This is a genomic window from Enterovibrio norvegicus DSM 15893, from assembly GCF_900115495.1.
GTDB lineage: Bacteria > Pseudomonadota > Gammaproteobacteria > Enterobacterales > Vibrionaceae > Enterovibrio > Enterovibrio norvegicus.
The window spans coordinates 138,410-161,449 of record NZ_FOWR01000003.1 but is presented as its reverse complement, the minus strand read 5'-3'; the positions used below and the strand labels follow the sequence as shown (position 1 = coordinate 161,449).

Below are 23,040 nucleotides of genomic sequence, written 5' to 3'. Positions count from 1 at the left end.
TTCTCTGACCAACGTAGAAGCAAAAAAAACGGCCATGATGACCGTTTAATGTACGTTTCTGCGTTAGGAGATGCCGTTACGATTCTTTTGACCAAGTGCGGATCTTGATAATTTCTTTTTCGTCGATGTTTAGCGATTCAAGAAACTCTTGGTGCGCATCGGGCACCATCTTTTCGAATTGCTTGTGCCAGTTCATCATGTCTTCTTCGCGCATGCCTGCTGCGACCATAATGTCGACCCAGCGTTCTTTGGTTACCATGTTTTGCTCCAGTAATCTTGGTTGCTCTAACAAGATGACAATGGCTTTTTGCTGCTGACGTAACCGTTGGATTTCGTTTTCCAAGGCGTTGAATTGGTCTCGCATCTTCATGTTTCTTCGTCATAAAGAGGGGGGCTCTTGTTTTAATTTTTTCCATATGAAAGTGTAATTTTTTATTGGTTGCGCGATTAATATCCAAATTTGATTTTAAAATACACTGTACCTATAATGGCGGCCGTGGCGAAAGAGCCATTCATCACAAAGCAAAGATATTGCAGCCATGCGGTTGTTTGGATATACCTTTCAGGGAAAAGGGATTGTTAGCTTAATGTATCCGTTCTTTTATACGCTCATTGGATTGTTTTTTATCAGCTTGTACTTTGAGTCTGCCCGTTCGGCACTGCCAGCAACAGCTTTTCAGGTTGCGTTGCCTATCGCCCCCTCTTTTACGCCGACGACAAGTTTTGATGGAACATGGGAAGGAAAGCATGTCGATGAAAATAGCCAGCGCAAGTGCCCACCCTCAGAGGTTTTAGGCACGATTCGTAACGGGTTCGTTTCTTTCCACATTTCACATGACAATTCGACCCTTAAAGGCTGGATTTCGGAATCCGGAGAACTGGAAATCTACAGCGACAGCATGCAGTGGGGCTATCACTTTTCAGGGAGTGCGAGCCATGATGCGTTAACGGGAGAGTGGGGTGTGAGCAATGCCGCGTGCAATGGACATTGGTCAATGTCTCGTGTATCTGTCTGATAATTTTTAATTTTTTTGCAATTTCGAGACTTGGTACGAATGCTTCGTGTCGACTGTCGCGAATGAGTAACATATCGTTTACATTGCCTTTATCTACACAATTTAATAACGGTCTACACCATTTGAATAAGGTCTGATCGACGTGTCTATCACTGCGCGTTTGGATCTTGATGTTTCGCTTTTTAGAGGCTGATATGGTCAATGTTTTCTATTCTTTCCGTGGTGAACACCCTGAAATGCAGCACGTTGAAGTGCAAACATCGCATTATCATGATGCGATAGATCTGATTGATAAGTATCCGTGGCGTGAAGAAGTCGCGTTGTTTGAAGAGCACGGAGAAGGGGGTGGGTTGTTTTTCACTGTCGGGGATGAAGACGACAAGTACGCGTGTTTTCAATTGGTGCCAACAGAGCCAGATAAAGGCTTGTTGTGTTTCTGGTTGGTGTTAGATAAGGGCTTTCTTGGTATTTTTGGAAAGAAAACGATCAATACTCCCTTTGAAGAAGTGTCGATTTCGGAAGCGAAATCGAAAATTAAACCGCTTTTTAATTACTCCATTGAACAGCTCTACGAATGCCATAAAAAGTCTTAACGTCACACGTTAGAATTTGACACATCGCTTTTGTTCTTGTGTTGTCTATCATTAACGCTGAAAGTTCCAATGACTTAGGTGGTACACATGTCGACAATCTACTTCTATGAGCCTGACGACCCGTTTGGTTTCCTTTCAAATTTTTATCTCGCACCCTTGCTTATTGATGGTCAAACGTGGCTGTGCTCTGAGCATTATTACCATGCGCAGAAATTCGAATGCCAAGATATTCGCAACGTGATTCAGCAAGCCCCCACCCCCGACGATGCTTTCCGTTTGAGCCGCCAATATGCCGATGCGGTGTGCGACGAATGGATGGACATTCGTGTGGATGTGATGCGCCTGGTCGTGATGAAAAAATTTGAGCAACACGATGACTTAAAGCAACAACTTTTGGCAACGAAGGAGCGTTTTCTCGCGGAATGTTCTCCCTGTGATGCATTTTGGGGCATCGATCGTGACGGTGTCGGTGAGAATAAACTTGGGCAAATTTTGATGGACGTTCGTGAGAAGTTGGCAACAACGCAAAGCGTTTTATCATTGTAATATCTGGGGTTTATGTAGAGTAATACGTACGTCGTGTTGGAAATGTTATGCGATATGTATGGGTTTTTGACTTTTAGAAACGGAGAATGTGCCTACAAAATAAGAATTCAGTGTTATTCCCTTCTGTTGATCATCCTTCAAGTCTCTCCACTGCTATTGTGAACCATAAATGTAATGCTGGAAAACGCTAGGCATGTGCTGAGTGCAACTCTCCAATCGTTATGATTTTCCACGCTTTCGACTTCGACGACATGATTGCCCGTCATGTTGTCAATCAACTCGGCTTCTATAAGTAGTGCTGCCAAGTAATGTAGAGACGGTTGCGTTAGCAATAGAGTTATCGTTTCCATTATTGCTAAATGGTAAACCGTCAGTAGGTAAGAAAAGCCAGTGCAATGGCTGGTGGGACAAGCAAGATTTTGAGGTTCTAACTGGATGATATGAAGCAGTAAACGCCAAAAACTTGCCTGTTTATTTTGTTCACTTGTGACTTCAACATCTTGATAGAGGTCGAAACAGGGCAAACGGCTCAATGCGAAGGGCTTTGACGTTTTGGCTTGTACTGCGCGTTGCGGGTATGTTTGTACGTGGCGCGAATGATTACTATCGAGATTGCACGCTAAATAAGGCATCTAACACGAACGCATGGATTTGTGTTGACTTCGATTCCTAAGGGCAATGATTTGCCCTTGCGCAGTAGGCCTTGAGCGGTTTCAACACAGGTGTTAAAGCCCATTAAGGGGGATACATGGTTGATACTATTAGAAGCGATGCATCATCACTTCAACAAACATTACTCATTATTGAGGACGATCCAGAGAACTTACGGCGTCTGGGAAGATTACTTGAAGACATGGGAACGGTGGTTACATCGAGCCGTTTTGATGCCATTTCGGCACTTAGACATCATCAACCGCATGTGATTGTGATGGGCGATTTGGTCATGGCTGACCTTACGCTTATTAGTGATATTCTCGCGCTGGATAAGAAAAATAAGATTCTCGCTTTAGTGGGTAATGAAAATACACAAACGGTGCAACCGGCTTTCGAGTTGGGTGCATTTGATGTAGTGGGGCGCGAGCTGAACGATCCTTTACTTAAGCTGGTAGTGAAGCGTGCTGCGCATGTTGCCAAAGTTGAAAAGGATCTTGCTCGACTCAGTAAACAGGAAAAACGTGAAGATCAGTTTGTTGGCAATAGCTCGCAAGTGTTGCAGCTAATGCGCATGGTCGATCGTGTTGCATTGACTGACGTTAATACGCTCATTGTGGGCGAAAGCGGAACAGGCAAGGGACTTCTGGCACGGGCTACGCATGACAAAGGTCCGCGAAGAGAGGCACCTTTCATTGCGATTAATTGTGCTTCAGTGCCTGATCATCTGTTAGAAGCTGAGTTGTTTGGTACAGAAAGTGGTTCTGCGTCTGAAGGCTACCGTGTCACGGTAGGTAAGATTGAAGCGGCAGAAGGGGGAACGTTATTTCTTGATGAAATCGGAGATATGCCTCTAGCACTCCAATCTAAATTACTTCGTTTCATGCAAGAAAGGATGGTGAACCGCATTGGCGGTCAGCAACCGATCCCTGTGGATGTGAAGATAGTGAGTGCGACCTATCAAGACATGGGCAGCCGTGTTGCGGAGAAGCGCTTTAGAGAAGATCTGTTCTATCGTATTGGTGAAGTGACAATTCATATTCCTGCATTGCGGGAGCGACCGGATGACATCATGCTCCTCGCAAAGACTTTTCTGAATGAATTTAGTCACAGCATGAACAGAAACATTCTTGGCTTTACAGAAGATGCGATTGAAGCCTTGCTCGAACACCCTTGGCCGGGGAACGTCAGAGAACTTCAAAACAAGGTGAAATCTGCAGTGATTTTGGCCGATGGTAATAAGATTGCGACGGCCGATCTTATGCTGACCAAGGAACAGAAGAAAGACAGCGGTTTGCCGTTGAACTTACGTCAAGTGCGTGAAGAGGCAGAGCGTCATGCTGTTTCCCGTGCATTGTTACGTGCTGAGGGGAACATGTCTCAAACCGCCAACTTGCTTGGTGTGTCTCGTCCTACTCTCTACACCTTGATCGATAAGTACTCTCTTCAACGTTAACACATGATTTTATGTGTAATTTTCCATCGTTCGCGTTTTGTTTGCAAGCGATGGAAAATCCGTTGAAGTGTCTCACGTCTTACCTCTGCGACGATTGTGAAAGTAACCCTAAATTTCACAAGGAAAATCCCTCACAGGTTATACAGTTAATGATGTATACCCAAGAAAAATGAAGCTGCTCGCTGAATTCGGAATCCTCAGGTTAATTGGGTATAACGCGATGGAATGCGAGTGATTTGTGAAGGATAGGTTTAACTCAGCAAAGTGGTGGGGTGTTGATATGAGAATGTCCGAGTTTGTGGATAACAATCTAGTGCTAAAAGCAGACGTTGATGTGTGCTTGGCAGACAATTTTACTTTAGATGCATGTTCCTATGAATCGGGTGACCAAATGGTGTTGTTCAGTCCAATGACGGGCGACGTGTTAGTGTGCGATAGCGCAACCAGTGTGTTTCTCTCCCTTCTTGAAAAAAATCTCCCTCTCGGCGCGGCCTTATCTGCGCTTTCTGTATGCCACCCTGATTATGCGCAAAAGTTGTTACGTGAACTCGAACGTATGGAAATCATCCGATTAGCAGGCGTGAACTGGAGCTGATTTGTCACGTCATCTTCCTCGCACTGTTTCGGTCAGCATTGATGACACGCTCTTCTAACCGTTTTTATGATGTATTGGTGTCTTGATGATGCAGTCATGTTCGGTTGAATGGCTGGTCGATTAACTGTCTGATTTCTGACGAGACGAAAGCTGTTTTCTTTTGTTTGCTGAGGTATGCTTTACGCATGACTTTTTATGGTTCAGTGCGCATGCTGGACGACTGAGCAGGCTTGCTTTGCAGTACATCAAAATCAAAGACACCATTGTTGAACAAATCCAAAGTGGCCTTCTGGCGGCGGGCACGAAACTGCCTTCTGAACGAAAGCTCGCGGAATCTTTCAAAACCACGCGTGTCACGCTGCGTGAGGCGCTTTCTTTATTGGAAGCTGAAGGGGTGATTTTCCGTGAAGATCGCCGAGGATGGTTTATTGCTGAGCGTCCGATACAGCTTGATTTGATGTCTGCTTATCACATTCATACAGTGGCTCAGGCGCAAGGGAAATCAGCATCAACGGACGTGGTCGTCTCAAAGACCGTGATGGCCAATAAAGAAGCGGCAGAGAAGATGGCGCTGCCACCGTTTTCTGAGATTCACCATATCGAACGAACGCATTTGGTTGATGGCCGTCCTGTGATGTACGCCATCCACTATGTCCGTGCTGACAGCACGCCCTCTTTACTGGATCATGACCTCTCTCAAGATCTCTCCGTGATTTTCGCTAATACCTTCCACCTGCGTTTTGCGCAGTGTACGTATGGCGTTGCTTCAACGTCTTTCGACAAGGAAATTGCTCAGGCATTGCGTGCAACGGCGGGTGCTCCCGCTTTGTTAATTGCGCGAACACATGCGGACATTGATGGTGTGGTGCAAGAAGTGGTGTTAGAGCATTGGCGACACAACGCGGTCGCGCTGAATGTGTCGGCGGGTTTTTAGCTCTATACCCAAACGCATCACGCGTCGCGATTGGACTTTATTGATAGTCTTTCTTGGTTGTATCGTCGCGCTTCCTTCCCGAGTTGATCCCCATACGCCAACACATAAAGCGCTTCACAACGTTGTTGGTGAATTTTCTCATCATGGTGCTGTTGAATGTGCAAACGGGCTAAGCGGCCTAGCTGCATGCGCTGGGCGACATTGTTAAACAGCTGAAGTAAACGATCGTGGGTGTATTTTCCTTGTGTGGCACTCGAGGAGAGAACAGGACTTGTTGTGCCTTGGTACTGAGGGTAAGCGTCTTGGTTAGCGAGTAAAATCGGCAGCCCCATCGACATGGCTTCTAAGGTTTTCGAGGGAAACACGTATTTGCGGTGCAAGCTGGCATAGCAATCAACGTGCATGTTGAATTGGTAGCTATCAGTGAGCAGCCCGCAGAAGCGAATGGCGTTTTCAGGCAGTGCTAACCGGTCAATACATTGACGATAGGCGGGTAAGTGCGGGCTGTTTCCTGACACCAGCAACATGGCCTGATCGGCGAAGTCATCGTCGCGTTGTCGCGCTTTCGCATAGGCTTCGAAAAAGTGTTCAACGTCCTGTGGCTCGGCATCGCATATGGATGTGCCAATGACAAATTTGTCGCTCGGTACGGGCGCTGTGCCAATCATGTGTTCTTTTGTGTTGACCTCGAGCTGTCTCAACGGTGGGCACAGGCGTTGGCTATCTATGCCGAAGCGGATCAGCTTTACCTTGTTTTCTTCTACTTGAGTATGTTGAAGAAGCCATTGCTCGCTTTCATCAGAGGTCGTCACTATAAAATGCGTTGGAGGGGCCAGTAAGCGGTAACGCCATTGTTCGATGAGGTGGGCTAACCCTGCCGATGTGCTTGGGCTGGTAAATTGTGTATGCAAGCGCAGTGGTGTGGCGTGTTGATAAGCAAACCATTGGATTGCCATGGTGTTGTCACCATAAGTATGGCAAATGTCCGGTCGCAGCAGCGATATTACACGGCGACACTCTTTTAACCCACCGAAATTCAATACGCCTTTTGGGGTGAGTTCAATGCAGCTGGTGTTAGGGGGGAAACGTACGTTGAGTCCCGGCTGTTTTTTTAGCACCACCAAGGTGTGTTCATACGCATCACTGCTGAATTGACCGATGACATTAAACACCTGACGGTTCTGCTCAGCGTCGGCGAGATTATCGACGAAATGACAGATATGTAAGGGGCCCGTTCGGTTTATCATCTTCTGCTCAACACTCTCTAGGAACGTATGCGTATACTCGCATAGCTGAGGAGTGAGAAGTTTCTGATTTAAGAGACAAGTCGACAAAATTAAGGCGGGTAGTAGGCAGTAATGACGGTCAAAGAGGGCGTGTCATTTTCAGGGGGAAGGGTGTCGTTAGTCCGACCTTTTTTTTGGAAATACCGACATGCGTTATCTCGATAAAATGTGGCGGTTTGAAGTAGATGTTTAAAACGAAAAAGCGACGAAGCTCGTCGCTTTTATTGATGTGTAATGAGAGAAACTCAGCTTAAGATTCGAACGCTTCTGAAGGAAGGGGGGCTAAATCGAGCTCTTTCACTTCTGCGCGGTTGCGACCTGCGCGCTTGGCTTTATAGAGGCGTTGGTCCGCGGTTTCTAGCAGTTGATTCGGTTGGGTTTCACCATCTGGGGTGCAGATAACACCGCCAATACTGACCGTGATGATTCCACTGTTTTTACTGCCTTGGTGCGAAATGCTTAAATCGCGCACTGACTGACAAAGTTGCCACGCCACTTTCTTTGATTGCTCTAGGTCTGCATCCCGAAGAAGAAAGGCGAACTCTTCGCCGCCAAATCGCGCAATCGTGGCGTTGCTTGCTGTTGCTACCTGGTTCATTGCTCGCGCCACATACGTTAACACTCGATCGCCCTGAAGGTGTCCATAAATGTCGTTGTAGGCTTTAAAATGGTCAATATCGATCATCATGATGGTGATAGACGCTTTTTCATCGACCGCATCATATAAGGCGGTGTTCATGATTCGACGGAAAGGGCGACGATTCAAAAGGCGTGTTAATTCGTCAGTTTCCGCTTCAACACGCAATCTTTCGTTGGCGAGAATGAGCTCTTCTTGAAGCTCGGTCATGGCAACATGGTCACGTTCACGAATCGTTAGCTCACTCAGCATGGTAGCGAAACGTTTTAACAGCAGGTCTTTGTTTTCATTCCAACGCAGTGAACAATGATTGTTGGTTGCCACGAGCAAGCCGAAACTCTTACGTCCATCGGTGAGGGGGAACATGGCCAAACTGTGAATGCCAACCCTTTCAAGGAACTGACGCTCGGTCACGGCATGATCTGACATGTTGTTGGTGTCAATGATCGCGGTGTCACGCACGTCCATTAACCAACGTTTGAGCTTATACATGTCGGTGAAATCGATGTCTGGCTCATCACTAAATTCTGGGTATGAGGCACGATACTGCACGTTGTTGTAGTCAAAGGCCAACCAAAAGATGTGGTCAGTTTCGAGCAAGGATGCCATGCGTGACATGCTTGCTCGTACATCGTTTTCAACATCGGTTTTATGGCCTTTGAGCAGGCGTAGCGATAGGTCAGCCAACAGTTTGTTCGCTTTGTTCTGCCAATCTAGTTCTAATGTCCTTGCATTCACTTCTTCTGCCAGCAAGGTTTTGTGCTGTCTCAGTGTGCGCTCTTCCAGCTTTTTCTCGATGAAGTCGGCACGAACACGTTGATACAGTGCTTGCACGGAATTAGAGACTTGGCCGATCTCATCTTCACATTTGATCAGTGCGTCAGGCAGAACAAGTTTACCAACTTTGGTGAGGTCTATTTTATCGACGTGTTCTGCCAGCGTTTTCATTCGGCTGGTGAAGGTGCGCTGAACAATAAACAGCAGTAGCAGTGCGATCACGAAGGCTTCAAGCAGATAAACCATGGCCACTGAGCTTGCACTTGTGATGGCAGAAGACTCTATGGCATTCAGATCTAAATAGACTTCGATAAAGCCCGCGTTTCTTGTGCCATCACTGATGCTATAACGTGAGAAATAGGCTTCAGCAAGCGGTGCATCTTCTGGGTAAGCCCAACGCTGTGTGCCAGTGTTGCTGACCAAAAGTGCATTTTTCACATACGGCATGCTCGCTAGGCTTATTAGCTGTTGGTTTAAGAGTTCGTTGTCTTGTTTACTGATGGCATAGTTGAGCACTGAAATGGTGCTACCTACGCGTTTTCCTAGCGAAGATTTTGTCCAATCGACCGTGTGTGAGTAGTTGATGCCTACTTGAACGCTCATTGAAAGCACCGCAAAAATGAGGCTCAGGCCTAACACGAGAACTGTCAGTTGTGTTTGTATGCTTCTACGCAACTTGAATAACTTTTTCAGCATGCAAGGCTCTTAACGTATTGAGCAGTGGCAGCTTGGTGCTTTGTAAGCATCGCCACTCCTTTTTTCGAGTTCTGTTGGTGGTCATACTGAGGCTGGCGTCGCGTTGCTTTCGCAAAAACTGGCGCAAGAGTTACTGCGTGATCCATGACACGGGTGAGTCGTCCACGAACGCTGAAAGAGTTGAGTGTTAACCCTAAGGTGTGTTCGGATAAAAAAGAGGGGCGTTGAGACGCGCCGTTGAGATCACTCTCATTCACATCAAGTTTTGCGCGATGACGATCAGATAGACATTGATAGTTTCGCTGATGTAATCCGGGTTGCATTGCGCTTTGCCAATGCCAGAAGTCAAATTCAAACGGTTTACCGCCTGTACGACTCATTCCCCAGGGAAATGGTTTAGCCATCTTTCACTCCAAAGTACTGACAACTCTTTCAGTAATTTACAGTCAGTCTTTAAAGTCTACCGCATTTTTAAGGCAGATCTTGTCTATAAAGTCATTTAAAGCGTGTCATGTGTATCGTTTGAACAAATAAAACGCATTTACGACGAAAATGTTATTCCTATGTTGGCATATGTTTGGCTTGGACTTTCACGACTGTTTCGAGTTTGGATTAGTCGTGATCAGTGGAGATGCATATTTGATGACTGCCTATGCCTTTGTCTCCACCCATATCAAGGCAGGAATCTGGTTCGGTAAATTTTTGAAACTCGATGCCGAGTACAAATGCACCGATCACGAGTACAACAACGATAATCCATCGGAATATCTTTAGTTTCATGTAGAATGCCGCTTCCCTGTCAATCCGACCCGAAATAGAGGGTCGTGTTAATGTGCACGCTGATGTCGTGTCGCTGTGATGACTCTGCCTTTTTGTTTGTAACTTCAATGTTTTAAGGCATTAAAATGAAAGCCTCACGCGTGCGAGAAAAGTGTTAGACCAGAGTCGTATCAATCTGTTTAGTATATCTGACCAGCAACATACCGCGCTTTTAATTTGTCAGTGTATCAATTGGACAAGCTTACGCATCATTTTTGGTTCTTATTCCCAATTTTAATAATTGGTCGAAGGTTATCGCCGTCGAATTCACTCGACGGATAGACCCAAATTCATGGAATTGGAAATATTGATGCGCATAAAAACAAGACGTTATTTTAAGTGTGTTTCATGGCGAGCTTTGAATCTGTCTCTATACTCAGATCGTGTGTGCATCCAGTTTCTGTTGGAAAAGAGATACCAGTTTGAAAATCAATAAACGAATCCGAAAATTGTTTCCGTTGGATTTTTATGGTGAGGATAGAGGGTGGCGTTTTGTTATTCGGGCATACAACACTGCCGAAGTGTTTGATGCGTTGATGTGGCGTTCTTTCCTTTCTGTTCGCCGACAAGAGTTAAACCTTCTTCACCTTGCGATTGAAACCTTCCCTTATCAGAGTGACTACTCTGAAGGACGAGTCGCGGAAATATCAGGCTCTCATGGCGCATTAATGCGCGTGAAAATGTTGGGGCCAGTTGTGGAGGTAAGTGCGCTGAACAAGGCCTATCACGATAAAGTGACGTCTGAAGCATTGCTTTCCACGCCTAATATCAGCCTCCGCCCTGCGATAAACTGAAAGGTTTAGAGATAAATAAAAAGGCACAGAGACAAACGAAAAAGAGGTTGGACATTGTCCAACCTCTTTATTTTTCGATGAAAAAAACGGTTCACGATAGAGAGATCAAGAGATGCGCGTTTCTACTTCAATTTGACGGGGTAGCCAATAGGAAACCACGCTAGCCGTTGTAAGCATCGCGCTAGAAATCCACAGACACGCTTCAAGACCATAGGCTTGGTAAACCCAACCCGACAACAAGGTGCCAAACAATCTACCCAAGGCATTCGCCATGTAATAGAAGCCAACATCAAGAGATGCACCATCGCTGCGTGCATAACTCACGATGAGATAACTGTGCAGTGACGAGTTGATCGCGAAGACACCTCCAAATACCAATAAACCCACCACAATGGATATTTCAGGTGCGAGAGATTGGCTGAGCGCTAGCGCAATCAGCGCGGGAATAATGGCAAGACCTGCCGCCCAATACATTGCTGACCGACCGTCCGGTGTTTTCCCTTGCGCTTTGCCCGTGATTTTTGGCGCGAAGCCTTGAACGATGCCATACGCCATCACCCAAGCAGCAAGAAACCCGCCGACATACCAGTGATCCCAACCCAGCTGAGTGGTTAAGAACACGGGAAGTGCGACAACGAACCACACATCACGTGCACCGAACAGAAACATTCTCGCCGCAGACAAGACGTTGATGGGTACGCTTTTCGAGAAAATTTGCGTGAACTTTGGCTTGCTCTTAGACGTGCCGAGTTTGGCTTTCAATGACAGTAAGCTGCCTATCCATACCAGCAACAGCATGGCTGCCATTACTGCAACCGCCCCTTGAAAGCCAAGCACCGAGAGCAATGCGCCGCCAAGGAAGAAACCTGCACCTTTCAGCGCGTTCTTGGATCCTGTCAGCGCGGCAACCCACTTGTACAGTGTGCCTTCTGCATTCTCAGGCACCAGGGTTTTGACTGCGCTTTTCGCGCTCATCTTATTGAGATCTTTTGCGATACCCGATAAGGCTTGCGCCGCCATTACCCAAGCGACCGTCAACATGCCAGCAGGCACCAGTAACATGCCGAGTGCCACGATTTGTAAACCGAGGCCAATGTTCATGGTGCGATTTAGGCCGATATGCGCGCCAAGCCAACCACCAACGAGGTTAGTGACGACACCAAAGAACTCATAAAACAAAAACAGCATGGCGATTTCTAACGGGCTGTAGCCCAGCGCGTTGAAATGCAGCACCACCAACATACGCAGTGCGCCGTCGGTGAGCGTGAATGCCCAGTAGTTGCCCGTAACAATGAGATACTGCTTTATCTCAGTGGAGAGTGAAGCGAATGGCATGGTGAAATGTCTTCCCGTATTCGGTTATTGTGCTTTGTCTTGACGGCCGACCATCAGTGCAAGCTCGGCAGTACGGTTTGCATAACCCCACTCATTGTCATACCACACGTACAGTTTTACCTGTGTGCCGTTAATGACCATGGTGGACAGTGCATCAATGGTGCCGGAGCGTGGGTCCGTTTTGTAATCAACAGACACCAGCGGGCGCTCTTCATAGCCAAGAATGCCTTTCAGTTCGCTGTTCGCGGCGTCTTTCAGCAGTGCGTTCACCTCTTCTTCCGTGGTGGCACGGCTGACTTCGAAAACACAATCGGTTAATGATGCGTTGGTCAAAGGAATGCGAACAGCGTGTCCGTTTAATCGCCCTTTTAGCTCTGGGAAAATGTGCGTAATAGCCGTCGCTGAGCCTGTTGTCGTTGGGATCAAAGAAGAACCACATGCACGTGCGCGGCGCAAATCCTTGTGCGGCGCATCGATGATGGTTTGCGTGTTGGTGATGTCATGAATGGTCGTCATGGAGCCATGGACGATACCGAGTTTTTCGTGGATGACTTTAACCACAGGCGCAAGACAGTTGGTGGTGCATGATGCTGCTGTCACGATAGGGTGGTTTTCGGCATCGTATTCATGGTGGTTAACACCCATTACAACGTTGAGTACGCCATCTTCTTTTACAGGAGCAGTAACCACCACGCGCTTCACACCTTGCTCAAGGTAAGCATTGAGCAGTGCTTTGGTTTTCATCTTGCCTGAGGCTTCAATCACGATATCGCAATCAGACCAATCAGTATCACCAATGGCTGTATTCTGTGTGCATTGAAGGGTGTTCTCACCAATGATCATGTTTTGTCCATCGGCAACGGCTTCATGCTCCCAACGGCCATGAACGGAATCGAAATTGATCAGGTGGGCGAGGGTCGCTGCGTCGCCTTCGGGATCATTGATGCGAATAAACTCCACATCTGCTTGATTGAATGCTGCTCTGAAAGTGAGGCGACCCATGCGGCCGAATCCATTGATACCGATCTTAATTGTCATTGCGTTTTCCTTTTTCGCTGAATGCGCAGTCTTTAAAGTTGAAAATTCACATATGAAAAATCATATATTCGTTTTTCCATATGTAAAGTGAAGTTTTAACGACAACGTTAAAAATGTCTGATTGGTGTTTCATCTTGGCATGTGCTGTCAGAAATTACGTATGACATGTCGGTTTAATCAGGCATTTCGAGCAACCCTACCACCTTAAAGTAAAGGTAAATGCCGCCATTACTTATCTGTTGCTGACGATTTCTTTGCATTCGTCGCATAAAAGTCCATCACAATCGTAACAAAAGATTTCCACTTGTAATAAATAAACAATTTGTTAACGCATTCTCTACACATAAAACCTCAATAAATAAGGCAGTTATGGTTCTGTAACCGTCTGATTTTGTATAATTGTGTTACGCAAATGTAAAAAACACCCCCTTCGCAGTCAGAACAGAAATATGTAAAAATACGCTTCAGGTGAGCAAAGTTTGCTCAATGTTTTATTTAACTCTCATTTTGGAGTAGAAATGGCCTTTTTCTTGGTTGTTTTTCTGTCTGTTGTTGGCGGCATCCTCGCGGGTGAGCATGTCCATTCCTATATGGTTGGATTTTCTCTCGCTACAGTAGCTGTTGGGTGTTGTTATTGGCTGAGCTTCCGCCATACAAATTATCCACAATTGGCGCTGCTGCTTCTGATTTCAGGATTTGCGGTCAAAATGGGTATCACTGTATTCGGCGTGATGTGGAGCCTTGAGCGCGAATTGATCGCATCACCTTTCGTTTTCGCACTGTCGTACCTGTTCTTCTCTTTGGTTGCGACCTATGGCTACTTTAAGTACCGTGAATTTGTGCAAACACGAATGGCGGCAGTGAAAGCGCGTTTGCAAACAACGTAATCACTAACAATCGTTAACATGCGCGTTTTGTTAACGTTCGCCTATAGTTAGAAGGGTGGCTTTATAGCCACCTTTTTTGTGCCTAGTTTTTGACTTAAAAGGAATTAAATGGGGAAGGAGCTTCATACTGAGCGTCTGGTGTTACGACGTTTTCAGGAAAAAGACACAGAGCCTTTTGCTGCGATGAACGCAGACCCGTTTGTCATGCGTTACTTTCCTGCCACGCTTTCTCGTACCCAAAGCGAAGACACCTTATCGCGCATTGCCAGTAAATGGGATGAAACGGGGGTTTCTTATTGGGCGGTCACGTTGAAATCGACCGGAGAGCTCATTGGCACCGTCGGCATCAATTTCACCGATTATCAGGTAATGGGCGAATATGTGTATGAGATTGGTTGGCGAATTGCCTCGGCGTTTCATCGCCAAGGCTATGCCACAGAAGCGGCCAACGAAGTGTTACGCGTTGGGTTTGAGGTAAGCCAACTTCAGCGTGTTGTATCATTTACAGTGCTAGAGAACATGCCTTCACAAGCCGTGATGAAAAAACTGGGTATGCGAGATACACAATTCCAGTTTTTTCATCCGAGCATTGCGGCAAGTCACCCGCTTGCTGAGCACTGCCTTTACGAAATGACCTCACAGATGTGGTACAAGTTGCACCATCCACCCGACGAGATGAATGAGTGACTATGCCTTTCTATAAGGCAGGTGTTGAAATGCATCGTCATAGTACTGCTGGATCATGTCATGTTCGCGCGTTAGATACTCTGCAATGCCATCATGGAAACCCTGGTGTGCTAGGTAGTGTCCAGAATAAGTAATCACAGGTTCAAACCCCCGTATTAACTTGTGTTCACCTTGAGCACCCGCGTCAAAAGTGGTGATTCCGTGTTCAATGCAGTACTCAATACCTTGGTAGTAACACAATTCAAAATGCAGGTTTTCGAAATCTGACAAACTTCCCCAATATCGGCCGAAAAGCGTGTCATTCGATTTGATGTAAAGTGCCCCCGCTACATAGTCGCCATAGGCTTCAGCAAACACCAAGACGACCTTGTCTAACATGGTTTCACCGAGGTGATGGAAAAATTCACTGTTTAAATAGCCGGTGTGCCCTGAGCGTTTGAGGTAAGTCATTTGATAAAAGTGGGTAAACACATCCCAATGTGCGCTGGTGATCGCTTCACCTTCTAGCACATGGACGGTTGCGCCTTGATCGCCGATGCTTTGACGTTCTTTTCGAATGGTACGACGTTTGCGTGAGGTGAGCTTTGCCATGAAATCATCAAAGCAGGTATATCCACGATTCAGCCAATGGAACTGGACGTCGCGGCGTTCCAAAAAACCACTTTCCTTTAAGGTGTCGCACAATGCTTGCGTTGGGAATAAGACGTGAACACCGGAACACTTTCGCTGTTTGGCGAGCGTTTGCATGGCGCTCAGTAGGTGTTGGCAAATCTCGGTGCTGTCTTCATTTGCGGACACAAGTAGACGAGGGCCGGAGGACGGCGTAAACGGTACTGCGCAGACGAGCTTGGGATAATACTCCATGCCTGCATCTTCATAAGCTTCTGCCCATGACCAATCAAACACATACTCACCATAAGGATGTGCTTTGATAAAACAAGGGGCGACACCGACGAGCGTTTGATGGCGGTATACGCCGATATATTGTGGGAACCAGCCAGCTTTGGCGCTTACAGCTTGGCTCTTTTCAAGTGAATAGAAAAATTCATACTGAATAAACGGATAATCACTAGGTAGCAACGCGTTCCACGCGTCTTTACCAAACTCCTCGATTGTCGAGATTACCTTACATTCCATGGTCATCAGTTTTTGAATTACTCCGTTGTTGATTTTATTGTTAATAGTGAAATTCAGCATTGATAGTGAACGAGATATCAGACAGAAATACAACCAATAGAAACTAAAGGTTTCGGGAAAAGCACAGAGGTTCTTTAATACTCTCAACCATGGTACAAAACACTATGTTTAACCTAGATGGAATCATGATGTTCCATTTCATGTGATTGACCAAATTATAAACTGGAATATGTGCATATAATTGGGTTTAAGTGTTGTTAATGTGTTATCTGCTGGCTTAATATAAATGTTAACAACCCATTAACAGGCTGGGTTTTGTTTTGTCGTCAAAAGGAATGAGATATGCAAAACACCTTTTTAATTGAAGCATTTCAGACACCTTCAGAAGTTGCTGATACATTAACGCCTTATTTTTCCTCGCTAAAACGCGACCCTTACGTGGACAGTGATGTTCGTTTTAGGAGCTATGCGCGTTTTACACTTTCATCCTCTGGCTGTATCTCTCGGTTAGCCCACGCTCCGTTTATGCAATCTTCTGAAGTGAACCGTGTGGTGGGTGATGTGCTAAGGGAATTTGCACCTATGTCAGACGATATGATTCAAACACCTGCATTTCAACACTTGTTGAAATCCTTCGCGAGTGCAACTGGCATCGAGAAAGAAGGTGCACAAGTGGATGTTCACCAAATTCGTGTAACCTGCTCGGTGAATGATACGTCTGCCCCTGCACCTGAGGGTATTCACCAAGATGGTTTTCGTTTTGTGGGTATTTTCTGTGTTCAACGTAAAAATATTGCAGGCGGGTTCACGCAGATATTTACGTCGCCCGTTGATCAACATCCTCACCTGAATACGGTACTTGAACCCAACCAGTTCATCATTCTTGATGATGCACGTTACTACCACCACATCTCTGAAACGTTATCTAGCCAATCTGGCGAAGAGGGGATCCGCGATGTCTTTGTCTTTACCGCTTAATGCTACAAACATTGAACAACTGCGCCGTCAGTTTCCTGCGTTACAGCGAGAGATTGATGGCTCTCATCCCGTCTATCTTGATGGCCCGGGTGGCACCCAATTCCCTGAACGCGTGATTGACGCTATCAGCGATTATTTGCGTGCAGGTAACTCAAACCTTGGTGGAAAATTTACCGTTAGCCGTGAAACCGTGGATGTGGTGGCAAAGGCGAGGGAATATGCAGCGACGCTGGTGGGCGCGGCATCGCCAGATAATGTTTTCTTTGGTGCAAACATGACGTCTGTGACATTCAGTTTCAGCCGTGCGTTGAGCCAAGAATGGCAAGCGGGAGATGACGTAATCGTCACCGAAGCCGATCATGGTGCGAACCGATCAAGTTGGGTCATGGCAGCTCGTGACAGAGACGTGAATGTGCATCATTTGCCGATCAAAGATCGCACGGGTGCGTTAGATCTTGATGCGCTGGATGCGTTGTTGAATGAAAAAACACGATTGGTGGCATTAACAGCGGCCAGCAATATCACGGGTACAATCACGGATTTGAAAGCTGCCATTGATAAATGTCACCGTGTTGGGGCGAAAGTGTTCGTGGATGCTGTGCATTTACTGCCGCATCAACTGGTGAACGTTGTGGCGTTGGACGTCGATTTTCTTGTAGGCTCTGCGTACAAATTCTACGGACCACATCTTGGTTTCTTGTATGGAAAACATGAATGGCTGTCGAGCGTTGCGCCATACAAAGTAGAACCTGCACCGATCACGCCACCACATTGCTGGGAAACAGGCACACTCAATTTCGAAGTGCTCAGCGGGTTCATTGCGGCGATTGAATACATTGCCTCTCTGGGCGAAGGCGATACGTTACGTGATAAATTGGAAACCGCATATGACCATATCCACGTTTACGAATCAGCGCTTGCCACGTATTTCCTTGAGCAACTGGCATCCCTTGATGGTGTGACTTTGTATGGGGTTGACGGCGTTGAAGGCAGAACCGCGACGTTTGCGTTACGCTTTGGCGATATTGATCCAGCATATGTGGCTGAAGCGCTGGGCAAGCAGCAAATTTATGTGTGGAGCGGGCATTTGTACGCCGACAAACTGACGGATGCATTTGGCGTGACAGAGAAAGGCGGAATACTGCGAGCGGGTGTGATGCATTACAACACGCATCAGGAAATTGATCGCTTTTTCGATGCATTAAGCGCTGTGCTCAAGCGTTAATTTTAATTGGTATACGTGAGACAAAAAGGCCGACGCGGCATTAAGCCTGCGTCGGCTTTTTTTATTCTTCGTTTTCTGTGTTTTCTTCGCTTACTAGGGCGTAGCTGATCACGTAGAACACATCATCGTTAGGGTAGATTTCGCGGATGAGAGGTTTTAACTCATCAAGCGGCAAAAATTCTTGGGCTGCGTGCTCTTCACCGATGTCATCAAACGTGATTTCATTGACGGCTTCAATGTCGATTTTGCAGACATATTCGTCAGTTTCTAACGTGTGCACATCCACGCGAGTGCCTGGCACGTAATGGCTTTCTGATTTATCACGGATAGTGATGGTCTTCTTTCCGCTAACAATCAGCGGCGTTAGCCAGCCAAAAAAGGTAATTTTCGTCGGTGCTTGATTCACAGTTCGAGCCTGTATTCGCCAAATTCAAAGTGGCGCATTAAAACACATTGAATAGTGAAGTGCGTCAATAAATTTCACCTTGATGCCTTTTCATTAAAATGGGTCAGTATTGTCAGGGAGTTAGGCGCTTTTCGCTATATGTTTGCAACAAGTCACGAGATCTCGTTGTGTTGCTCCTATGAAAAACAGACAACAGAGAGGGAGATAGACTGAATGGCAATGGCAACATCGATTGGAAAAAGCCGTCAGCTTGAAGGGCTGAGTAAAGAAATCGTCGCTAGACATCGAAACTGTGTGGGGAAACGCACGCCGCTTTGTTAGAATGCCGCCCCTTGTTTGGGCACAACCCGCTATAGATATAGAAGAGAAGATCACTTTGAAAGAATCGACCGTCATCATTGGATTAAGTAACCCTAAAAGCCCAGAAAACGTGGGTGCTGTTATGCGTGCTGCAGGCTGTTACCAGGCAAATGAAGTGCGATACACGGGCCAACGTTATGACAGGGCGGTCAAGTTCTACACCGACACGAAAAGTGCCGCAGACACCATTCCATTGACTGCCGTGGAATCGTTTCTTGATGATTTACCTGCAGACATGAAAATCGTGTGTGTTGAATTGGCACTCGGTGCTCAACCCCTTCCACACTTTGTGCACCCAGAAAACGCGATTTACATTTTCGGGCCCGAAGACGGTTCTATTGCACAAGATGTGGCAGACAGAGCTGATCATGTTGTTTACGTGCCGACGGTAGGTTGCATGAACCTTGCCGCGTCGGTGAATGTACTTCTTTACGACCGTTTGGCAAAAGCGGAGAACATTGAACTTGGCGATGATTTAATTCTTTCTAGCCGTGATAACCGCAATACGCTGAGCGTGAAAAAGCCGTAACGCCGAGCCATTGCCACTGTGACCGCCGACGCAATGACAGGGAGTCTGCAAGGTATGATCAAGCACGTTTCTATTCGTTCATACACGCGCCAAGCACATGGCCATGCACACAGCTACCATCAGTTGGTGTTGCCGTTGCATGGCTCTATCGACATTCGTGTTGGTGAGTATGCGGGGTTGGTCAGTGCTGGCGATTGCGTGATTGTTCGCGCTGAACATCACCATGAGTTCAAAGCAGATGAAGCTGCGCGTTTTATTGTGGTGGATCTCGATACTCTGCCAACCAACCTCGATAATGCTGAACGTGCCAAGTTCGCCATTAGCCCTACCTTGTTCGCCTTCCTTCAATTCCTTGAAAAGCAACTTGCGTTCGAAGTGAGCGCGACATTGGAAAGCCATTGTTTTGTGCTGCTTGAGCAGTTGTTATCAACTCAGCAATGCGCATTGAAAATGGATCATCGCATCGAGCGTGCCATCGCACTGATCCAACAAGATCTCAGCCAATCCCATTCTTTGGAGAAGCTTGCTAAAAATGCCTATCTAAGCGTGACGCAATTTAAAAAGGTGTTTAAGCAAAGCACAGGCATGACGACGCAAAAGTATCTGTTAACGTTGAGGATGGAAAAAGCCAAAGCGTTGCTCAGCCACACCGACTTGCCCGTGCGCCTTGTCGCGCTCGATGTTGGCTATCAAGATCTCTCTGCGTTCAGTCGTCGTTTCTCGGCCTATTTTGGCCAATCCCCAAGTGCATGGATGAAGCGTCGTGTTTTGTAACGCGCCATATCCGGTTCAATCCTATTGTTTGGGTATAATGACAATCCGTAATAACATCGTGAGGTAACAACGAGCATGCGTAAAACAGACAAGAAAATGGACAATGAACTGCGCATCGCGCTCACGAACGTTTGTGAAACGGCGCTGACAGACATAGACGGGTTTCAATGGCTCACGCATACCGTCAACTATTCGTCTTTCCCACAGAGCTTAAAAATCACCTGTGTGTTTGATACCAATGCGCAACTGGCGGCGTTTTCTGAGAGCAATGAGCAGGACAAGCTCGTGTCGTTGATTCAATCGACACTGAACAATCTCGGGATTCCGGTTAAAAACATGGCTCGTCATGTCTTTTTCGACTCGGAAGAAAGCTGCATGAACGTCCATGATGGAAACTGGGCGAAGCGTTTGGCGTAACGTCTGCCATTAATCACGTCACCGAACCCCTTGTGTCGCGCATGCATCGCGTCTAGACCCTATTTCTATCTTTCCAGCCAAACAGAGCGTCTTTCCTGCACAATTCTTCTTGCTATTCGCTGTTACGCTTTTCCTATCGATTCGGCCATTAATGGCAAACAAGGAAAAGGGTTAACAACATGGCTTCAGTAATGGGTATCAGCGCAATCATTCTTTGGGGTGTTCTGGCGCTGTTGGGCACGATGACGTCGAGTATTCCGGCATTTCAGCTTCTTGCGTTGTGTTTTTCTCTCTCAGCATGTTTGATGGTGGCGAAACGCGTTGTGATGAAACAACCTCTGTTGACCTTGCCCACGCTCACTGCGCGCCAGTGGCTTTTCGGCATAGCAGGGTTGTTCGGCTTCCATTTTTGTTACTTCATGGCGATCAAGTTTGCCCCCGCCATTGAAGTCAGCTTGATTGTGTATTTATGGCCTTTGTTATTAAGCGTGTTTGTCGCGTCGAGAAATCAGCTGGTTCAAGCGTTATTGGGCGGGACGCTGGGCTTTGTCGGCATCGCGTTTATCATTGTGGGAGACGGTGAGTTAGCGCTGAACGGCAGTTATATGAAGGGCTATGCCTTGTCGATGTGTTGTGCGCTTATTTGGTCTTCTTTCTCATGGTATTTATCGACGTCTAACAATCACGTTGATGACATTGGTTGGCTATCTGCGGCGGTTGCTCTGCTCTCATTCGCGGCGCACTTCTCGTTAGAGCAAGGTCACTGGGATTTCTCATGGCTTGAAGTGGTGGGTGTGGTTTTATTGGGCTTGGGGCCGGTTGGTGGCGCATTTTACTTGTGGGACGTGGGAATGAAGCGAGGCAATCGACAATTGTTGGCCTCTCTGAGTTTTAGCACGCCGCTGTTATCGTCGTTTGCATTGTCTCTCGCAGGGCTGGTGGATTGGTCTGTGAATTTGGTAGTGGCGGTGGTCTTAGTGACGCTGGGCGCGATGGTGTCGAACTACAAAAGTAAAACGGAGCGCACAGACGTGGTGGAAGAGCTGAGCCAGTGACAGTGTGCTGAGAGACGAGAGACGAGAGACGAGAGACGAGAGACGAGAGACGAGAGACGAGAGACGAGCATAGGCTCGCCTCTTTTGTGTTAGGCGATCACGGCGGAAGGGTCTTCAACTATTGGCCGAGTTGTGCCCGGATGAAATTGGGAAGACAAGAGATCACTGCCCGTAAGGCTGCACAGAAGAATACCGTTAAGTATGGTGCAACCCTTTTCGGATTTATCGCCATTCACGTCCCAAACTCGGTTTTGTCCCGCAGCTTGCCATCCACCCGTTTCGCCAACAAAGTTGGAAAGCAAAACAGGGAAGTGGTGCGTTCGAGCAATATCTGCAAGCAATCGGCCGTCACCTTCGTAGCCATTGTGGGAAATGAGTGCGGAGACAAGGTAAATATCAGCACCATTCTCTTGAGCATCTTTTGCGTGTTGCGGCTCACTGAAATCTGCACAAATCGCCAGCGCAAGTTTGTTGCCTTTGACGGATAACATCACGTTGTCATGCCCTGGAGCACAAAAAGCGGTTTCCCCTTCGTGAAGGTACTGCTTTTTATAGAAACTCACCGTTCGCGAAGGCTGACAGATTGCAGCAGCGATATAAGGCTTAGCTTGGGCGTCATCTGCGCTGCTTTCGTTTTTTAATGGCAGGCCGCAAATAATGGTCATGTTGTGATAGGTCGCTAGGCGAGATAAGGCCAACACACTCTCGTCGGTTGGCGTAAAAGCAAGCTCTGCAAGCAACTCGGGTTCGTAGCCAGTTAACGATAACTCTGGAAAGACAATCACATTGGCGTGCTGCTCTGCTGCAAGCTCGATGAGTTCAATATGCTGTTGTAGGTTCGCGCGGATGTTGCCTTTGGTCACGTTGAGTTGTGCCAACGCAATGCGGAAATTCTTCTTCATTCTTATGTCCTTCGATTCGCGCGATTAGCCGCGATAAACCACATGAAATCGCTCTAATACGAGCATGGTATCTTCGCGCATTTCAATGCCGAGCTCTGCGCATTCCTTGCTGAAAAATGCCCAATGGGCGTCTCGCCACCAAGCGTAGGTTTTGTCACCTTCTCCTTCTAAGGCGGCAAATTCCTCTGTCACTTGATTGAAAGGGCAAGATTCAACAGATTGGATTTCAATAATGCACTTAGGTTCTCCAGACCAGTCGGTAACGACCTGAAGATGTCCAATTTGTGGGCGAGGTTCATTTTTGTGCGAATACCAGTGTTCCAAGCTGCACGATGCGCGTTTTTCTCCGCGTTGGATGAGGTCGGCGCAAAGGTTGGCGTTGAGGGCGTCTGCGCAAAAGTAATCAGAAGAAAAGGAAGTATGATTGGCGCGCTCTATGTCAGAAAGCGTCCTCAAATATTGGTTTAGAAAATGCTGACTTCTGTCGTCCATGGTGTGAAGTATTACTCG

Annotated in this window: 24 protein-coding genes and 1 pseudogene; 15 read left to right on the top strand and 10 right to left on the bottom strand. The window is 46.9% G+C overall.

Annotated elements, in window-relative coordinates:
• Positions 1-76 precede the first annotated feature (76 nt).
• Positions 77-364 (bottom strand): annotated as a pseudogene (locus BM082_RS03085) (MerR family transcriptional regulator); the annotation flags it as partial.
• 175 nt (positions 365-539) lie between these two features.
• Between BM082_RS03085 and BM082_RS03080 the strand changes: the two are divergent.
• The 6 genes from BM082_RS03080 (at position 540) to BM082_RS03050 (ending at position 5,791) form a co-directional block, all read left to right on the top strand.
• Positions 540-1,016 (top strand): hypothetical protein, encoded by a 477-nt coding sequence (locus BM082_RS03080; protein ID WP_241902490.1) that lies wholly within the window; start codon positions 540-542, stop codon positions 1,014-1,016.
• 170 nt (positions 1,017-1,186) lie between these two features.
• Positions 1,187-1,609 carry a hypothetical protein gene (locus BM082_RS03075; RefSeq protein ID WP_017008697.1) on the top strand — a complete coding sequence of 141 codons (423 nt, stop codon included), beginning with the start codon at positions 1,187-1,189 and terminating at the stop codon, positions 1,607-1,609.
• Positions 1,610-1,696: 87 nt separating this feature from the next.
• Complete coding sequence (locus tag BM082_RS03070) at positions 1,697-2,155, top strand: riboflavin biosynthesis intermediates N-glycosidase (RefSeq protein ID WP_017014819.1); 459 nt, start codon at positions 1,697-1,699, stop codon at positions 2,153-2,155.
• A gap of 748 nt (positions 2,156-2,903) precedes the next feature.
• Positions 2,904-4,262, top strand: coding sequence for a sigma-54-dependent Fis family transcriptional regulator (locus tag BM082_RS03060; protein WP_017014817.1), 1,359 nt, complete (start codon positions 2,904-2,906; stop codon positions 4,260-4,262).
• Between the two features lie 280 nt (positions 4,263-4,542).
• Positions 4,543-4,857 carry a hypothetical protein gene (locus BM082_RS03055; protein WP_017008693.1) on the top strand — a complete coding sequence of 105 codons (315 nt, stop codon included), beginning with the start codon at positions 4,543-4,545 and terminating at the stop codon, positions 4,855-4,857.
• 235 nt (positions 4,858-5,092) lie between these two features.
• The gene (locus tag BM082_RS03050; RefSeq protein ID WP_074925242.1) at positions 5,093-5,791 is read left to right on the top strand and encodes a UTRA domain-containing protein; all 699 of its coding nucleotides are present in this window, start codon (positions 5,093-5,095) and stop codon (positions 5,789-5,791) included.
• Positions 5,792-5,808: 17 nt separating this feature from the next.
• Here BM082_RS03050 and BM082_RS03045 read toward each other — a convergent pair whose 3' ends face one another.
• From BM082_RS03045 to BM082_RS03035, 3 genes are all read right to left on the bottom strand, one after another.
• Positions 5,809-7,038: a glycosyltransferase family 4 protein gene (locus BM082_RS03045; protein ID WP_074925240.1), complete on the bottom strand. Its 1,230-nt coding sequence runs from the start codon at positions 7,036-7,038 to the stop codon at positions 5,809-5,811.
• A 289-nt stretch (positions 7,039-7,327) separates the two neighbouring features.
• A complete protein-coding gene (locus BM082_RS03040; protein ID WP_244275908.1) occupies positions 7,328-9,094 on the bottom strand; it encodes a GGDEF domain-containing protein in 1,767 nt (588 codons plus the stop codon).
• Positions 9,095-9,180: 86 nt separating this feature from the next.
• Positions 9,181-9,591: a hypothetical protein gene (locus BM082_RS03035; protein ID WP_017008688.1), complete on the bottom strand. Its 411-nt coding sequence runs from the start codon at positions 9,589-9,591 to the stop codon at positions 9,181-9,183.
• 837 nt (positions 9,592-10,428) lie between these two features.
• Between BM082_RS03035 and BM082_RS03030 the strand changes: the two genes are divergently transcribed.
• Complete coding sequence (locus tag BM082_RS03030) at positions 10,429-10,800, top strand: hypothetical protein (RefSeq protein WP_017008685.1); 372 nt, start codon at positions 10,429-10,431, stop codon at positions 10,798-10,800.
• 105 nt (positions 10,801-10,905) lie between these two features.
• On the opposite strand, the gene arsJ is transcribed toward BM082_RS03030, so the two are convergent.
• Both arsJ and BM082_RS03020 read right to left on the bottom strand, forming a co-directional pair.
• Positions 10,906-12,135, bottom strand: coding sequence for an organoarsenical effux MFS transporter ArsJ (gene arsJ, locus BM082_RS03025; RefSeq protein ID WP_017016036.1), 1,230 nt, complete (start codon positions 12,133-12,135; stop codon positions 10,906-10,908).
• Positions 12,136-12,159: 24 nt separating this feature from the next.
• On the bottom strand, positions 12,160-13,173 hold the full coding sequence (locus tag BM082_RS03020; RefSeq protein ID WP_017014813.1) for an ArsJ-associated glyceraldehyde-3-phosphate dehydrogenase: 1,014 nt from the start codon (positions 13,171-13,173) through the stop codon (positions 12,160-12,162).
• A 518-nt stretch (positions 13,174-13,691) separates the two neighbouring features.
• Here BM082_RS03020 and BM082_RS03015 point away from each other — a divergent pair.
• Entirely contained in the window at positions 13,692-14,060 is a 369-nt protein-coding gene (locus tag BM082_RS03015; RefSeq protein WP_074925236.1) for an NADH:ubiquinone oxidoreductase, read from the top strand.
• Positions 14,061-14,168: 108 nt separating this feature from the next.
• Positions 14,169-14,747: a GNAT family N-acetyltransferase gene (locus BM082_RS03010; protein ID WP_017016037.1), complete on the top strand. Its 579-nt coding sequence runs from the start codon at positions 14,169-14,171 to the stop codon at positions 14,745-14,747.
• Here BM082_RS03010 and BM082_RS03005 read toward each other — a convergent pair whose 3' ends face one another.
• Entirely contained in the window at positions 14,748-15,884 is a 1,137-nt protein-coding gene (locus BM082_RS03005) for a GNAT family N-acetyltransferase (RefSeq protein ID WP_244275906.1), read from the bottom strand.
• A 342-nt stretch (positions 15,885-16,226) separates the two neighbouring features.
• Here BM082_RS03005 and BM082_RS03000 point away from each other — a divergent pair, with 342 nt between their 5' ends.
• The gene (locus BM082_RS03000) at positions 16,227-16,862 is read left to right on the top strand and encodes a 2OG-Fe dioxygenase family protein (RefSeq protein WP_074925233.1); all 636 of its coding nucleotides are present in this window, start codon (positions 16,227-16,229) and stop codon (positions 16,860-16,862) included.
• Positions 16,840-18,087, top strand: a complete 1,248-nt coding sequence (locus BM082_RS02995) for a cysteine desulfurase-like protein (protein ID WP_074925230.1) — start codon at positions 16,840-16,842, stop codon at positions 18,085-18,087. Before BM082_RS03000 ends, BM082_RS02995 begins: the two co-directional genes overlap by 23 nt.
• A gap of 61 nt (positions 18,088-18,148) precedes the next feature.
• Here the strand turns inward: BM082_RS02995 and yqfB are convergent, their stop codons facing one another.
• Positions 18,149-18,493 (bottom strand): N(4)-acetylcytidine aminohydrolase, encoded by a 345-nt coding sequence (gene yqfB, locus BM082_RS02990; RefSeq protein ID WP_074925228.1) that lies wholly within the window; start codon positions 18,491-18,493, stop codon positions 18,149-18,151.
• Positions 18,494-18,869: 376 nt separating this feature from the next.
• Here yqfB and BM082_RS02985 point away from each other — a divergent pair, with 376 nt between their 5' ends.
• From BM082_RS02985 to BM082_RS02970, 4 genes are all read left to right on the top strand, one after another.
• A complete protein-coding gene (locus tag BM082_RS02985; RefSeq protein WP_074925278.1) occupies positions 18,870-19,382 on the top strand; it encodes an RNA methyltransferase in 513 nt (170 codons plus the stop codon).
• A gap of 54 nt (positions 19,383-19,436) precedes the next feature.
• Positions 19,437-20,156, top strand: a complete 720-nt coding sequence (locus tag BM082_RS02980) for an AraC family transcriptional regulator (RefSeq protein WP_074925226.1) — start codon at positions 19,437-19,439, stop codon at positions 20,154-20,156.
• Positions 20,157-20,231: 75 nt separating this feature from the next.
• Positions 20,232-20,573, top strand: a complete 342-nt coding sequence (locus tag BM082_RS02975; protein ID WP_074925224.1) for a Fis family transcriptional regulator — start codon at positions 20,232-20,234, stop codon at positions 20,571-20,573.
• A 179-nt stretch (positions 20,574-20,752) separates the two neighbouring features.
• Entirely contained in the window at positions 20,753-21,628 is an 876-nt protein-coding gene (locus BM082_RS02970; protein ID WP_026025238.1) for a drug/metabolite transporter permease, read from the top strand.
• An 89-nt stretch (positions 21,629-21,717) separates the two neighbouring features.
• On the opposite strand, the gene BM082_RS02965 is transcribed toward BM082_RS02970, so the two are convergent.
• On the bottom strand, positions 21,718-22,530 hold the full coding sequence (locus tag BM082_RS02965; protein WP_017017079.1) for a carbon-nitrogen hydrolase family protein: 813 nt from the start codon (positions 22,528-22,530) through the stop codon (positions 21,718-21,720).
• Between the two features lie 24 nt (positions 22,531-22,554).
• Positions 22,555-23,022, bottom strand: coding sequence for an ASCH domain-containing protein (locus BM082_RS02960; RefSeq protein WP_017017080.1), 468 nt, complete (start codon positions 23,020-23,022; stop codon positions 22,555-22,557).
• Positions 23,023-23,040 lie beyond the last annotated feature (18 nt).